The organism is Limnothrix sp. CMB-01 (assembly GCF_055193175.1).
The window spans coordinates 941,115-957,174 of sequence record NZ_CM143720.1 but is presented as its reverse complement, the minus strand read 5'-3'; the positions used below and the strand labels follow the sequence as shown (position 1 = coordinate 957,174).

Sequence of the window (16,060 nt, the reverse complement as noted above, 5' to 3'; positions counted from 1 at the left end):
TTGGCTTAAAGCGTCGTTGGCTGAAGGCTACTTGCTGACAGCTACTCACTGAAAGCTACTTGCTGAGGGAAGCAACAATTTGCTGCATTTGCCCGATCGTTGCCTGCTGGGCTTGGGTGGTGTCCGTTGCCTGGGTGAGGTTGGTCAATAGGGCTTCCAGGTGTTGCCGCAGGCCGGAAACCTGCTCAGACATGGGCTGAGTTAGGGTGTCGCCCCCTTGGCTGCCCTGGGTGATGGCCTCAATTTGCTTACTTTGCAATTCACGTTCCCGATCTTGCAGGATTTGCAATTGGGCCTGCACGTCCCCATGGCGCTGGTTCACGGTCATTTCCGCCTCTTGCACGGTGGATTCCAATGTGGAAATCCGATCGCGCAATTGGGCTTGCAATTCCTCCAGGGCTTGCAGATCTTGCGTCACCCGATCGAGCAGCGGCGACAGATCCACGCCGCCCTCCGTTCGGGGAGCAGTCAGCCCCTGGCGCTTGTTCAGCACCGTTTTGTGGGCATGGAGCACCTCTTCCCGCTCTTGCAGGTTGCGCCGTTGCCCCACCAGGGTTTCTTCCAGCATCTGGCAACCGTCGCGCTCATCGGCCAGGTTTGCCTCTAGCTGAATGCGATCGTACTCATTGGCACTGTTGATTTGGCCTTGCAGTTCCTCGATTGCCTGGCGCTTGGCACTCAGCTCCTCTTCCTCGTCACTCACCAGCCGCGATAGCTTTTCCAAGTCCCGCTGCAACTGGGCCGTCAGCTCTTGCAACTCCCCGATCGGCATGGCTTCCAAGGCTGCTCGATCGACCCGCTGGGCTGCATCGCTGTGGCCGTCCCCATTGGCCGCTTGCTCCAACAGGGTCTGCAAGCTGCGTTGGGTGGCCAGTTGCCCTTCAACGGCCGAAAGCTGCTGTTGATGAAGTTCGAGCGCCGTTTGTTGGGCCCGCCATTCGGCCCGGGCCCGATCCAGATCATCCCGCTGGGCATACCAATCTTGCCAAGCTGCTGCCAGGGTCTGAGTTTCTGACGTAATCCAATCCCGCACCTCTGGGGAAAGGGTTGGTTCCGCCGCTGGGGCGTGGTTGAGCAGGCTTTCCTGGGCCGCCGTAATTTGCAGGCAAGTTTCCACCGCCGACTGCAAATAGTCCATGGCCACCACGGAAGAAGCGGCCTGTTGCAGCAAATGTTGCAATTGAGCCGCCTGTTGGGCATCGAGACCCGCCGACTGCGCTAACTGCTGCTGCATTGCCAGGCGCTCTTGATTGAGTTGCTCCTGTTGGGCCCGCAGGGCATGTTGAGCTTGCTCAATTTCCTGGCGCTTGTGTTGCACTTCCTGATTGAGGCGATCGGCCGATTCCCGGGCCTGTTGCACCTCTTGGCGCTGGCGATCGAGCTGCCGCAACTCCTGTTCCAGTTGCTCCAGTTTTTCGCGCCGCTCATCGAGTTCCTGTTCCCGCCGGTTCAGCTCCTGGCTTTGGTAAGTCAGGGACTCCATCCATTGCTGAATTTCTTCTTCCTGGCTCTTATTCTTTTCCTGTTGACGGGAATAGCTTTGCAGCAGGCTGACAATCTGCCGGGCCCCTTCTTGAATATTCTTGACTTTGCGATCGGCCCCTGACCCGATCGCATCCACCAGCACTAATGCCCCGTCTTTGTAATTGCTGGCATCGTCTGAAGCGATGGGATCCTCATTGGTAATTGCGCTCCACTGCTCTCCCTTTTGACAGGCCAGCAGCTTCAATTCTGACTTTGATCCCATCAAGCCGCGTTTTTGGACGACTTCTGCAAGATACAGCACGCTGCCCTTCCCCTCGTTCGTTCAGTGAGATCTTCGCGCTACGGATGATGGCGTTGGCCATCGTCTTTCAAGATGCAGCTTTTTTAAGGACGCAACTTATAAAGACGTGACTTGGCTGCCACTGTGAGATTGACACTTTTCCCTGCCCAGGGGCAAGGGGATTTTGGCCCCAGCCGAGCAACCCTATTTGCTCGATTAGACCACGGGTTGACGCTGCGTTGATCGTGACCAGTCATTGACCGTAACCGGCAAAAAAACTGGGGCGATCGGCACGTCAGCTTGACCCATTGGATTTCAAATCACCGATTCGCGATCGCGAGCCGGGCGTTTTACTCTCCGGTGCTGCAAAAGGGGCCTGTTTTTCGGTCAGACTGCCCATGGATTGCTGATTTTTCCCGCTCTTGGCCTTTAGACTCGGTTTCACAGCGCTAGGGCTGAGAGATCGCTGCAAGATGAGCAGAGTGGTTAAACCATGCTGATTTTATCAAACGCAGCCAGAGGCCACCTGAGAGGGACAATCTTCTATTTTCCGGCCAGCAGCCCGCTGGGGGCGAAGTTCTGCCAGCTCCCTGCGGTTGCTTAGGGTGGGTTGGCTGGAGTTGTTGAGATTCAAAACTAGCTCGGGGTTGAATCGCTGCTGAATTGAATCGCTGCTGGAGTAGATGCGCCGGGTTGCTTGGGCAACCGCCCTACTATACAAAATGTATTAGACAAAATGTATTTAAAAATCGAGCTTGAAAAAGTTGCGATCGAGCCATTCGGGATTGATCAATCGCGATAGCATGGAGCCAGGACTGGGTAACCCCACTCCCCCCTATCCCCGTGCCAGGACAGCCCTATGCAAGGACAGCTCAGCGAGATTGATATCCGCAGCCTCCTGCACCTGATTGAGTTAGGCCAGCGCACGGGTGAACTGTATTTAGAAGTGGAAGGCGCTCACCCGGGCGATCGCCGCAGTTGGTTCGTCTTCTTTCGCCAAGGGGCGATCGTTTACTGCACCTCCGGGGAAGGGGGCACAACCCGCCTTCGGGACTATCTCCATCGCTATGCCTTGGAAACCGCCATTGATGAGCTGTCGGTTTCCAAAATGGCTTCCATCAGCGAGCCGGAATATGGATATCTTTGGGCATTGCTGGAAACCCATCAACTGGAGCCGGTGCAGGGCCGCAACATCCTCCAGGCAATGGTGCATGAGGCCCTGTTTGATTTGCTGACGGTGCATGAGGGGCGGTTCATTTTCAATATGGGCGAGGCGATCGCGCCCCACTTAACCAGCTTGGCCGTTAGCCCGCTGATTTCCCAAGTGGCCCAGGAATTGCAGGACTGGAAACAACTCTATCCCTACGTGCAATCGCCAGATTTGTGCCCCGTGTTGACGGATGTTCAGCGATTGCGAGAAGTGTTGCCGGCCCAAACCCTCCAAACCTTTAGCGAGTGGGCCACCGGGTCAATCACCCTGCGCCAAATTGCTCGCTACCGCCAGCGGCCGCTCCTGGCCGTGGCCCAGGCGCTTTATCCCTACATCCAGGAGGGGTTGGTGCAACTGATCGAGCCGCCTTTGGAGCATTCGGCCGCCCGATCGCGCTGGCATCAGGTCATGACCGTTCAGGATCCCAACCCGCGAGCACCGAGAATTGTTTGCATTGAAGACAGCCCCGCCGTTTGCCGCGCGATCGAGCAGGGGTTGCAGTTGTTGGGCTATGACGTGGTGGGCTTTCTCAGTGCCCTAGAAGCGATTAGCCAGGTGTTTGAGCTGCGGCCAGATTTGATCCTCTGCGATATTGCCATGCCCCATTTGGATGGCTATGAGCTATGCGCCATGTTGCGACAAACTCGATTGTTTCGGCATGTGCCCATCATCATGATCACGGGGCGGGAGGGGTTTCTCGATCGCACCCAAGCCCGCTTGGCCGGCGCAACTGATTACCTAACCAAGCCCTTTAAACGCCAGGAATTAAAAGCCTTAATTGAGCGATATATCGGCTCTGGTCGCCTGGAACCAGCCCCTGAGGAGGAAATAAGCGATCTAGCGCTGTCTACGGCAGAATCTCTCCCTGTACCCTAACAAAAGCGCCCAATTCGACTCAAATTAGCACCGGGTTAGGGCCTTTCGCGGAGAAACCCAAACGGGCGATCGCCCAGCCCCAACGGGATGTCAAATGGCCAGCGCGTTGCCTAAAGATTGCCCAAAGATGGCCAGAAAAGTTGAAAAACAACCCAACCATCGTTTACGCTTGCGCAACCGGGTTAGCCCCAACTCGGGCCAAGAATCGGGTGCGCGAGCTGTCAGTTCCTGCTAGCATTCAGGCGCAGGTCTGCGATTTCCGTGGGTGACAACCACCCGCAAAAAGACGTGGCCCGCCCATCACGACGCTATAATCATTGCCAGCCATCGCACTTGCATAGCGGCATTTTGCCAGGGTCTGAGTGTTCTTAGTCAACACCAGCCGTGATTGCTTGACATGGGTGAGGTTTATGCCCGCCCATAGGCCAGCACCACAGCTCTATCAGCCGATCTTGTCAACGGCAATCCTGCCGAAAACAGAGCAATTGCCCCCAGGCCATTGATCGCCGGTAATAACCTGATTGCTGGTTCGCACCCACTCCCTATCTCCTAGTCGTTAAATTCTCGCGTGCCTCAATTCACCGGTAGCCATGTCCGTTGGCTGCCAGGGATTTGGGAACCCTAAAGCTGGCAGGATCAGGATGGTTCAAGTAAGAGCAGCACCGATCGCGTCTGGGATAAATCATTGCCCGTTCCGATGACCGGTAATGCAAGAGTTTGGGTGACGAGCCACCGCTGCGTCATGAACCCCATGCGCCCCGATTGACCCCCTTGGCAGGCAGAGTGAAACGAGAAAGATAGCCATGAGTGTAGTGTTAGTTGTCGAAGACAGCGTCGCCCAGCGAGAGATGATCGGCGAGCTCTTGCAGGGCAGTGGGCTGACCGTCAACATGGCATCCGATGGTGTTGAGGCGCTAGAAAGTTTGCAAAAGCAGCGTCCAGATCTGGTCGTTTTGGATATTGTGATGCCCCGCATGAATGGCTACGAAGTTTGTCGTCGCTTGAAGTCGGATCCCACAACGCAGGATGTGCCAGTGGTGATGTGTTCCTCAAAAGGGGAAGAGTTCGATCGCTACTGGGGACTGAGACAAGGCGCAGATGCCTATATTGCTAAGCCCTTTCAGCCTCAAGAGTTGGTGGGAACAGTGAAGCAATTATTGCGCGGCTGATTGGCAAAGGTTGGAATCTGGTGATCTGAGTTCGGTGATCTAAAGTTTGGTGATCTGAGTCCAGTGATCTGAATCTGGTGATCTGGAGTTGAGAAAATTGGCTTCTAATTGAGGAAACTTGCGCCGATCTGGCAGGATGGGTGTGGTTTCGCGAAATTAGCAACAATTGAACGGTGATTTAACGGCAATTGCGCAGTTTGGCTAGATCAAAATCTGGCTCTTTGCCCCCAGCGGGGTGATGACTGCCTGAAAGATCGGGTGCGATCGCGAATGCATGGCGTAACGTAATTGTGGGGTAGCAGTTGCCCTTCAGTCTGTTACGGAGCCAGAGGAAAGCGCTGTGGTCGGAAGTCCAGATTTTTTGGCCGGCGGAGGTGTGGATGATCAGTCGCCGGAACTTCAGGAGCTAGAAAATCCTGAAGGTGAGATGCACCTGCGGTTTTACCTACCCTCGGGACGGGAATTGGCGTTGCCAGCGGTCATTATCCGCGAGGTGAGTGAACCCTCTCCCGATCGGATCACGCCTGTGCCGAACGTGTCTCCCCTGTTGTTAGGAACCTTGAATATTCGGGGGCAGGTGATTTGGGTGGTGGATCTGGGGCAATTCTTGGGGGAAACCATCCCGCTGAATACCGATCGGGCGGAGGTGCCGGTGATTGCGATCGAGGAAGGGGATATGATGCTTGGCTTGGCGGTGGCCCGGGTGGCGGGTATGTATTGGCTCAAGCCGGACAATGTGGAAGCCTTGAGTAGCGTGAATGATCCGATCGGGGAATTTTTGCGCGGAGAGTGGCGATTGAGTAACAATCGAATTCTGCAATTACTGGATCATGTGGCCATTTTGCGGTCTAACCGCCTGGGTCAATCCGCAGGATAGGAGTAGCATCGAAGTACGATGGGCGGCTATGCTCGTACCTGACTTGCCCAATTGTTTGCCCAATTGTTACAAGCGGCCCCACGCGCCCCCAGCCGCAATTTTCTAAACGCGCCAGAGTTCGATCGTCCCGGAGAAGGTCAATGGCATCCAGCACGGATTACAACCAGGATTACCAGCGGGCCAATGATGCCTACACCAGCGGTAATTACCCCGAAGCTGCCGCCGCGATCGATCGGCTTGCCCAGGCCTATCCCGATGATCCCAGCGTTCGCTTACTCCGAGGCCACATCTACTGCTATGGCCTAAACCAATACGACACGGCCCAGGTGGAATACCAGTCCGTGCTCAGCCTGACCAGCGACCCCACCTTTGTGGAATACGCCCATTCAGGGTTAGCCGCCACCAGCCAGGCCCTGAGCGCCGGTAATGGTTATGACGAAACTCCCAACTTTGACCAATTCGACTTTGGCGATCAGGAAACCACTACCAACGGTGGCAACACCCATCTAGCCGATCAACCGTTGATTGATGATGGGGACTTCAATTTTGATGAATTGATGAGTGACCCCCAGGGCACGGAAACGGGACTACTGGCCGGCAACAGCACCATGGCCGAAGCCCTGGGCGACCTGGAAAGTGACGCGGACTTTGCCAATGCTGACCTAGAGAGCGGTGAGCTTGGCAGCGCGGACTTTGGCAGTGCAGACTTCGGTAGTGTCAACTTTGAAGATGCGGATTTTGAGAGCGCCGATTTAGGCAATTTGGGCGCGCTGGATCTCGGGGATGGATCCCCGGGCAGCGATCCCAATGACCTCAACAGTTTTGATAACTTTGACTTTGGCACGGACTCGGGCATGGACTTGGGAGCCGACCCCGGGGCGATCGCCCTAGGCGCTGACCTAGGGGGGAGCGACGATCCCTTCGCCGCCTTGGGGTCTCCGGAACCAGCCACCCCCTCAGATCCGGCAGCGGATCCCTTCCTGATCGATCCCTTTGGGGGGAGCGAAGGATCCACACCCTCACCAGCACCAGATTTGGGGCTGCTCGATCGCTTCGAGGCGGATCCCTTTGCGGCATCGGCATCGCCCACCAGCGATGATGCTTTTGGGGCCAGCATGGATTTTGGTGATCAGTCTTTCGACTTAGATCAAGCTGATTTTGGGGCAACCAGTGGGGCGGATCCCCTGGCCGCATCAGCCTTTGGAGCCGATGACTTCGCGAGCGATTTGCCCGGCGACACGGCCGATGGTGATCAGTTTGGCGCAGGGCAATTTGGTGCAGATCAATTTGGAGCCGCGTTGGCTGACCTCGACTTCGGCGAATCGGCCGGCTTTGATGAGGCGGTGGGCTTTGGAGCGGCTGGCTCAGAAGACTTTGCCGCGTCCACCTCTGAAGCTCCGGTGTTTGGGGACTTGGATGCTGATCCCATTGAAGATTTTGGTGATCTTGGAGGTGACTTTGGGGCGACATCTCCCGCAGCGCCCTTTGAAGCCAGCTTTGAGCCGCCTAATTTTGCCGATTCGACGGAGACCAATGACTTGGCGGCCGATGGCTTCGGTGACTTTGAGGGCTTTGACCTCGAAACCCCGGCCGATCCGGCCGCGGCGGCCTTTGCAGAAGACTGGGCAGCACCGGCAGGCTCTGAATCATCCGCCCCTGAAGATTTTGGATTTGGCGTGTTTGACGCGGATGGGCTAGCGAGTCAACCCCTGGCCGATGAGGCTGATTTTGATTTTGGTGGCACTGATTTTGGTGGCGCTGAGGTTGCCGCAGGGGCCGAAAATCCCTTTGGCTCCGAGACGTTTGGGGACGGCTTTGGCGATTTCTCAGAGCCAGCGGCTCCGGCTGCGGCCGGGCCGCTGGCGGGCGCGAATGCTTTTGATGAACCCTTTGGCGTGTTTGTGGGGGACAGTGCCGACGACGATCGCACCCTCTTCATGCCGCCGCCAGCCGGCACGCAAGAACCAGCGGTTAAGGAGCCAGCGGCCAGAATCGAGTTGCCTTTTGCGGCCCCGATCGAGGGATCTTTCCCGATCGATGATGAGGTGGAAGAAACCCTGTTCATGATGGCGGGGCCCAGCACCCTTCAGGGAGCCACAGCCCAAGACTTGGCGGAATTTGGCAGCGGGAACTTCAACGGGGCAGAGTTCAACCCGGATGAGTTCAACGAGTTCAACCCTGAAGACTTGAGTGCCACAGCCTTTGGGGGCGGCTCCTGGGATGCACAGCCGGAGCCGGCCTTGGGGGCGATCGAGCCGGAAGACAACGAGGCTGGCGATTTTGGCATTTTCAATGAGCCGCCGGTCATGGAGCCGGAGTCCGATGATGATGCGTTCCCCCTCGACATGATCAACGGGGCCCCGGGCATGGCTTTCACCAGCCCTGCTCGATCGGTGGATGATCCGGCCTCCGGGGCCCTGTCCGCGATCGCGGATGACGGAGCCGCCGCCGCCAGCGACTTCATGGATGACTTCGATGAATTCGACGACCTCGGCAGCCTACCGGACTTCAGCTTGACCAACACCTCCTCGGAATTCGTGCCGCGATCGGACGGTGGCGACGAATTTTCCCTTGGGGAACCCTCCCTGGGCGTGATGGGAGAACCTCTCTCTAACTTTGTTGGGGGAGACAACGAGGTTTTCAACATCGCCACCAGTTCCAACAACGAAGAACTGCTGAGCTTTGACCAGCCCGAAAGCCGCGCCGCCGAACCGGTCACCCCATCCGAAGATGGTTGGCTGGCTTCCTTCGACAATGCCCGCCTGACCACCAAGCAAACCGTCACGGCGGTGATGGCTGGGATTGTGTCATTCCTGGCCGTGGCGGGCACCACGCACTTAACCATGACCCATGTGCGCGATCGGGGCATCAGTCCGCAACTAATGGGCGACATTCGCACCATCGGTCTGGTTTCCTCCCTGTTGGCGGGAGCCACCGGAGGCGGGGTGGCCCTGTTCCTGGGCCGTCGCACTGCCCAGCATGTGGAGCGGGCCACGGGCGATTTGCAAGCCCAGTTGGATTCCGTTTGCCAAGGCAGTCTCCATGCCACAGCTCGGGTTTTTGGGGATGACGAGTTTGGGGAACTGGCCAACTCCTTTAACCAAATGACCCGGGTGATTTTGAGCACCATGGGCGAGGCCCAGCGCAAAGCCCAAGAACAGGAGCAGGCTCGCGAAGACCTCCAGCGACAAGTGATTCGGCTGCTGGACGACGTGGAAGGGGCTGCCCGAGGCGACCTAACCGTACAGGCGGAAGTGACCGCCGACGTGCTGGGCGCAGTGGCCGACTCGTTCAACCTGACCATTCAAAACCTGCGAGAAATTGTGCAGCAGGTGAAAACGGCCGCTTTGCAGGTGAATAAGCGCTCCTCGGAAAACGAGTCTTTTGCCCGATCGCTCTCCTCCGATGCACTTCGGCAGGCGGAAGAGTTGGCCGTGACCCTCAATTCTGTGCAGGTGATGACCGACTCGATTCAGCGGGTGGCCGAAAGTGCCCGCGAAGCCGAGGAAGTGGCTCGTTCCGCCTCCGCGACCGCTTTGAAGGGAGGCGAAGCGGTGGAGCGCACCGTGGCCGGGATTTTGCAAATTCGGGAAACGGTGGCGGAAACCGCCCGCAAGGTGAAACGACTGGCGGAATCCACCCAAGAAATTTCCAAGATTGTGGCCTTGATTGCCACGATCGCCTCCCGTACCAACCTGCTCGCCCTCAACGCCAGTATCGAAGCGGCCAGGGCTGGCGAAGCGGGCAAGGGCTTTGCAATCGTGGCGGATGAAGTGCGACAGTTGGCCGATCGCGCCGCCAAGGCTTCCAAGGAAATTGAAAAGATCGTGATGCAAATCCAAAGTGAAACCAACTTGGTGATGCGAGCGATGGAAGACGGCACACAACAGGTGTTGGAAGGAACCAAGCTGGCGGAACAGGCCAAGCGCGCGCTCGATGACATCATCCAAGTGTCGAACCGGATTGATGTGCTGGTGCGATCGATTACGGCGGACACCGTGGAGCAAACGGACACCTCCCGCTCCGTGGCTCAAGTGGTGCGATCGGTTGAAAAGACCGCCCAAGACACCTCCCAAGAATCGCAGCGGGTGTCCGAGTCCCTGCAAATTCTGGTGCGCGTGGCGGGCGATCTGCTCTCCTCCGTGGAGCGTTTCCGTGTTGACAGCAGCAATCAGTAGCCCTGAGTGATTCTGAGTCACCATGAGCGGGGGCATCAGGGGCGATCGTGGCCAATTGCGAACGGATTAGCGGCCCATTGCCCAATCACGGCTCAAAATTTTGGAGGGTGAATGCTACGGTTTCCTGGGTTGTCTTGAGTCCTCGCCCTCTGGGGTTGGGATCAATTAGATTCGGGTCGATTTAGACCAGCCCAATTTGGGTCAGTCCCATATGGCACAAGTCCAATTTGAACGAATCAAACCCAAGTGGATCAGACGGTTCAAGATGTATCCATGGAAGCTGATCTGAAATGGATCGAGTACAGTAGATTCCAAGCTGGAGATTCCATGCTGAATTCTGAAGTCATTGTCACGGCTTGGAAGGTTCAGCGGCTCGCCCCGTGAGCGAGTTTGAGTCGCCAGCAACCCTTTGTCGATCCATCTTTTGATTCGCCCCAAATCCGCATCGAGTTGGCTGGCAGTGCCCTTGATCATGCGGGCAAACGCTTCGGAGGCTATGTTCCATGCAAGATCAACAGCAACGCATCGTCGGTTATTTCATTGAGGAAGCCAAGGACTACCTCACAACCATCGAGCAAGGCCTCATGAACTTGCAGGGGACGATCGAAGACCCGGAGCTGATGGATGAGGTCTTTCGGGCGGCCCACTCGATCAAGGGGGGCGCGGGCATGTTGGAATTCGAGAGCATCCAACAGGCCGCCCACCGGATTGAAGACTTTTTCAAAGTCCTGAAAGAACATCCGATTCATATCGATCGGGAGTTGGAAAGCCTGTTCTTGCGGGCCTTTGACACCCTGGTGGAACTGCTCGACCATCTCCAGGGCCCCTTTGGCCTCACCACCGAAGTGGGCAACCGCGTGCTACAGGATTCGGAGCCGGCGTTTAACGCCCTGGCAGAACGTTTGGGCCTCGCCGTCCATGAAGTGGACATGCCCAGCGTGCTGCATCGTACCCTCTCATCCCAAAGTGAGGATGCTTGGGCGGCCGATCGCACCCATCAGGTTTTTCAGCAACAGGTGCCCCAACTGTTGCGGGAAATGTTGGATCTGTTTCGCCAAGGGGACAGTCCTCAGCAACGCGCGCAGCTCCAATGGATGTGTCAGCGCTTGTCTGACTTGGGCAAAAGCAGCCGCATTACCGGCTGGGTGGAGCTACTGGATGCGGCCAGCCAGGCGATCGGTTGCCCCACCAACTCCTACAAAACCCTAGCGCCCACCATTATTCGCGACCTGAAGCAGGCTCAAGATCTGGTTCTGGACGATCGCAGCCAGGAGATCTGCTTGGGCAGTGAGTTACGGGCCTTGGTTCCCCAGCCGGTTGCCCCCAGCCCCAGCAGCCTAGATGTAGATCTATTTGACTTCGACGACTTACTCAACGACGAATTAGCGCCCGAAATTACCGACATCACCCACAGCCAGGGCGATGAGTTTGAGCAAGATTGGTTTACAGAAACCAGCAACACCGTCGTAACCCGGATGGATGAGCTGGATTTAAGCCCCACTCCATCACCCACCCAAACCAGTCGGGTGGAACGGCCAAGGGCAGAACCGGGCACGGGGCCGGAAGTGGGCGTGGCTGAATTGGACGTGTTGGCGGACTTGTTTCGCCAAAGCTCCCAGGATTTGGAGGCTGATCTGCCGGGGCAAAGTTCGGAGTCAGGGGCTGGGTTACCCCTAAATCAGGCCGCGGACTATGACCTGTCAGATCTAATCTTTACCCATGAGGAATCGTCGGCGGATGCTGATGCCTTGACCAGTTCTCTGGATGCACTGGGCTACGATCTGCTGGATGAGATGGATACCACCGATTCGGTGGCGGATATGGGCTTAGAGTCCATCGATGACCTGTTGTCCTTTGGGGACGAGCCATCGAGTGGCAATGGACTGCTGGTGAATGCGGGTCAAAGCACGGGGGCGATCGATCTCATTGGTGATGATGATCTGGATGCGCTGCTGGATGCGGTGGAAACGGCCACGGAAGTCAACCCGATCGCCTCGGATGACCTGTTCGATCTGGGCTTGGATGCGGAAGAGGAACCCACCGATCTGCGGGTGGTGCCCAGCGGCGACCTGACCTTCTCCACGGAGCTGATCAGCAATCCCACGGCGATCGAACCGATCCCCAATGAACTCCAAAAGTTGGGAGATGATGACCCGGATTTGACGACGGTGATTGATCCGGCGCTGGGGAATCTGGATGATCTTGATGGCAATTTCGGCTCAGACCTGGGGTTGGATCTGATTGATGGCCTGACGGGTGAGATTGCGCCTCCAGAGCTGACCCTCGATCCGTTACCAGAGACTGGGGCGATCGATGACATGGCTGGTCTGGATGCTTGGGCCGCAGATTTGGCCAACGTAGATCTGGCCCATGCAGACCTAGACTTTGGCAATGCAGGACTGGCTGATCTAGCCGATCTAGATGTGGCGGCCGCAGCGACCCCGGAAGCAACCGCAGATCGTTGGGGGGATGGGTTGGATCTCGGGGATATGTCGCCAGGGGAGTTGCCTGACTTGGCCGCGATCGACCTGGACGATAATTGGTCGGACTCCGCCCCTGATTTGGACTTCAACGATTTCAATAATCTGAGTGACTTCAGCGCCGTTGACCTGACCGATGATTTCAATAATCTGAGCGACTTCAGCGCCGTTGATCTGACCGATGAGGATCTCGCGCCGACTACCGCCATGCCGGCCCTGGTGGATCCGTCCCTAGACGACTTACCCGCCCTTGATCAGTTCGACTTGGATGGCATCTTGAATGCCAATCCCTTGGAGGAGGTGGATCCCTTCGCGAATCTGTTGGTGGAATCGCCCGATGTGATGTTGCCGGACGCGGAAACCTCAACCGCTGAGAACTTTATCCAAGACATCGATACCCTGCTGGACGATCCGCTTTCTGCGGAGCCGGCCGAGCCGGTCTATGAGGCGGCTGACCTCAGTTACGACGTGAATGGGGCCAAAGCCATTCGGATCGATCGCTCCACCCTCAGTTCCGAAGGTCTGGAAGATCTGTTCTCCGATCGGCGAACGACCGATCTGAGCGGTCTAGAAGAAGATCTAGACCTGGCCGAGGCCGAAGCAGATCTCGCAGGGGCCAACGATGATGCAGCCGCCCTCTGGACTCCGGAAAACTTCACGGAGCCGCCCATTCTCTCGGATTTGGATGCCCTGTTGGCCCCCGCTGCCGCGTCGGCCCCTGCTCCTGCGCTGGATGATGATTGGGCAGCCTTGGACGATTTGGATTTTGGGGAAGCGACCAGCCTGGAAGCCACCGCTGATGGCGAAGCCCCTGACTTCTTGATGGGAACGGCCGACTGGAGCAGCCCCTTGGATCTCAGTGAGCCACAGGAGGTAGCCAGTGCCGATCGCGCCGATGACTTTGACTTCGGGGGCCTGGGTGATCTAAACGACTTGAGTGGCTTAGGAGACTTGGGGACTTTGGGTGATTTTGGTAATTTGGGTGACCTAGGATTACCCGTTGATGCGGTTGATCCGCTGGCCGGTTCGGACTTGGAAGATTTGGATGCGCTCTTGGGTGCGCCCCCCACCAGTGAGCCGATGATGGACGGTCTCAGCGGTTTGGGTGATTTGGGCGATCTGGATCAACTGCTGAATCAGGAGCCGGGATCTGCGCCGGCCGGTGACAGCACCCTTGATGACCTGCTCAATGCCCTAGAGGGTTCCGCTGCACCGGCTCCGGCGAGCCAGGCGGCCAGCGATGCCGATGAGCTGGATAATCTGCTGAAGAATCTGAATCTGTCAACGACGGCCGCCACCAACAGCCCCGATCGCTTTGAGGATCTATTTGGCGATGTGGCGGCCCCAGCCACAACCCCCGCGCCCGCTGGCAGCACCGGTGGCCTCGATCTAGACTTTGACGCTTTGGTGGAGATACTCGAGACCCCGGCCAAGGCTGCCCCAGCGACCGGCCCCAGTCCTGCGGTGTCTCCAGCTCGATCGGCCCCGACTCCCGTGGCGAACGGTCAGCGCGAAATGGAAGCGGCCGCCAACCGCAATTTACGGGCCGAGCAAATCATCAAAGTGCCGGTGCGGAACTTGGACAACCTCAACAACCTGGTTGGGGAAATGGTGGTGAACCGCAACAGCATGGAACAGGGCCAAGAGCGCCTGCGCCAGTCCTTGGAAAACTTGACCCAACGGGTGCAGCAGTTGGGGGATGTGGGGCAACGGATGCAGGACTTTTACGAGCGATCGCTCCTGGAAATGTCCCTGCTGTCGGGGCGGCGCGGCGGCAGTGGCGGCGGACATTCCGACACCCATCACAGCGGTGAGTCTGACACCCACGGCGGCCGGATGGGATTGGGAGAACTAGAGCTGGATCGCTTCACCCCCTTCCACACCCAATCTCAAGAAATCATTGAGTTGATTGTGCGGGTGCGGGAGTCTGCCTCCGACATTGACTTCGTGGTGGAACAAACCGATCAACTGGTGCGGAACCTGCGGCAAATCACCACCCAGATTCAAGAGAACTTGAATAAGTCGCGCATGGTGACCTTTGCGCGCACGGTGGAACGGTTGCCCCGGGCAGTGCGATCGGTGTCTGAGCGCTGTGGCAAGGACGTGGATCTGATCATTGAGGGCAAAGAAACGGCGATCGATGAGTTCCTATCCCAGGAGCTATCGAGTCCAATTACCCACATGATCAATAACGCCCTGGTGCATGGCATTGAAACGCCTGAAGCGCGGGTGGCGGCAGGCAAACCCCCCACCGGCAAGCTCACCATTCGGGCGTTTTATCAAGGGAACCAAACGGTGATTTCCCTGTCCGATGATGGGGCGGGAATTAATACGGAGCGGGTGAAACAAAAGGCGATCGAGAAGGGCTTGATTGACCCCAACCAGGCCCGCAATATGGTGCGCCAAGAAATCTATGAAATGCTCTTTCTGCCGGGCTTCAGCACCAAAGACCAGGCCGATGAGTTTGGCGGGCGCGGCGTGGGTATGGATGTGGTGATGCGCAAAATTCAGGAACTGCGCGGCAGCATCAGCATTGATTCAGAATTGGGACGGGGAACGACCTTCACCATCCGGTTGCCCCTGAACCTGAGTATTTGCAAGGCGCTGCGGTGCTTGAGCGATCACGCCACGATCGCGTTTCCGATGGATGGGGTGGAAGACACGCCGCCCGATATTCACCCGGAGGATGTGCAGACCGATAAGGAAGGTCGCCGCTGCATTGCCTGGCGTGATCGAATCTTGACGCTGCATCCCCTCACTGAGCTGCTGAAATACAACCGCCACCTGAGTCGCGGCAACATCTATGGCGGCAACCAGGAAGATGACTCCTTGGCGATCGTGGTGTTGCGCAGTGCCGGTGAGTTCATTGCGATCGAGGTCGATCGGGTACTGGGCGAGCAAGAAATCGTAATTAAGCAACCGGAAGGCCCCGTGCCCAAGCCCCTGGGCATTGCTGGGATGACGGTGTTGGGTGATGGGCGCGTCATGCCGATCGCCGATGTGCTGGAGCTAATTGACCTGGCGAAGGGTCGCATCCGACGCGATACCGTCAGCGGCCGTTGGGAATCCGACAACATCCACATCGTGGAGCCACCGACGGAGCAAAAGGATCCGATGGTGTTGATTGTGGACGACTCGATCACGGTGCGCGAGCTGCTGAAGATGACCTTCCAGAAAGCGGGTTATCAGGTGGAGCAGGCCCGCGACGGTCAAGAGGCTTGGGAAAAACTGCGATCGGGCTTGCCCTGTGACTTGGTGTTCTGTGATATTGAAATGCCGCGCATGGACGGCTTGCAGCTCTTGCAGCGATTGCAGACGGAAGAAACCCTCTGTGAACTGCCTGTGGCCATGCTCACCTCTCGGGGAGCCGACAAGCACCGGAAAATGGCCGTTGACTTGGGCGCAAAGGGTTACTTCACCAAGCCCTACCTGGAAGAAGCCCTCCTGGATGCGGCGCGGCGAATGCTGCGGGGTGAAGTGCTGATCACGGCCAATGCCTAACGCC

At 57.5% G+C, this 16,060-nt stretch carries 6 protein-coding genes; 5 read left to right on the top strand and 1 reads right to left on the bottom strand.

Annotated elements, in window-relative coordinates; all coding sequences use genetic code 11:
- Window positions 1–55: 55 nt before the first annotated feature.
- Window positions 56–1,786 carry a pilus motility taxis protein HmpF gene (gene hmpF / locus ACZA91_RS03995; RefSeq protein WP_190534838.1) on the bottom strand — a complete coding sequence of 577 codons (1,731 nt, stop codon included), beginning with the start codon at window positions 1,784–1,786 and terminating at the stop codon, window positions 56–58.
- 838 nt (window positions 1,787–2,624) lie between these two features.
- Here hmpF and ACZA91_RS03990 point away from each other — a divergent pair.
- From ACZA91_RS03990 to ACZA91_RS03970, 5 genes are all read left to right on the top strand, one after another.
- Window positions 2,625–3,851 carry a response regulator gene (locus ACZA91_RS03990; RefSeq protein ID WP_099531793.1) on the top strand — a complete coding sequence of 409 codons (1,227 nt, stop codon included), beginning with the start codon at window positions 2,625–2,627 and terminating at the stop codon, window positions 3,849–3,851.
- 803 nt (window positions 3,852–4,654) lie between these two features.
- Window positions 4,655–5,020 carry a response regulator transcription factor gene (locus ACZA91_RS03985; protein ID WP_099531794.1) on the top strand — a complete coding sequence of 122 codons (366 nt, stop codon included), beginning with the start codon at window positions 4,655–4,657 and terminating at the stop codon, window positions 5,018–5,020.
- A 340-nt stretch (window positions 5,021–5,360) separates the two neighbouring features.
- Window positions 5,361–5,897, top strand: coding sequence for a chemotaxis protein CheW (locus ACZA91_RS03980; RefSeq protein ID WP_099531795.1), 537 nt, complete (start codon window positions 5,361–5,363; stop codon window positions 5,895–5,897).
- A 140-nt stretch (window positions 5,898–6,037) separates the two neighbouring features.
- Complete coding sequence (locus ACZA91_RS03975) at window positions 6,038–10,075, top strand: methyl-accepting chemotaxis protein (protein WP_463184794.1); 4,038 nt, start codon at window positions 6,038–6,040, stop codon at window positions 10,073–10,075.
- Window positions 10,076–10,578: 503 nt separating this feature from the next.
- On the top strand, window positions 10,579–16,056 hold the full coding sequence (locus ACZA91_RS03970; protein ID WP_463184792.1) for a hybrid sensor histidine kinase/response regulator: 5,478 nt from the start codon (window positions 10,579–10,581) through the stop codon (window positions 16,054–16,056).
- The last annotated feature ends 4 nt before the right edge of the window (window positions 16,057–16,060 follow it).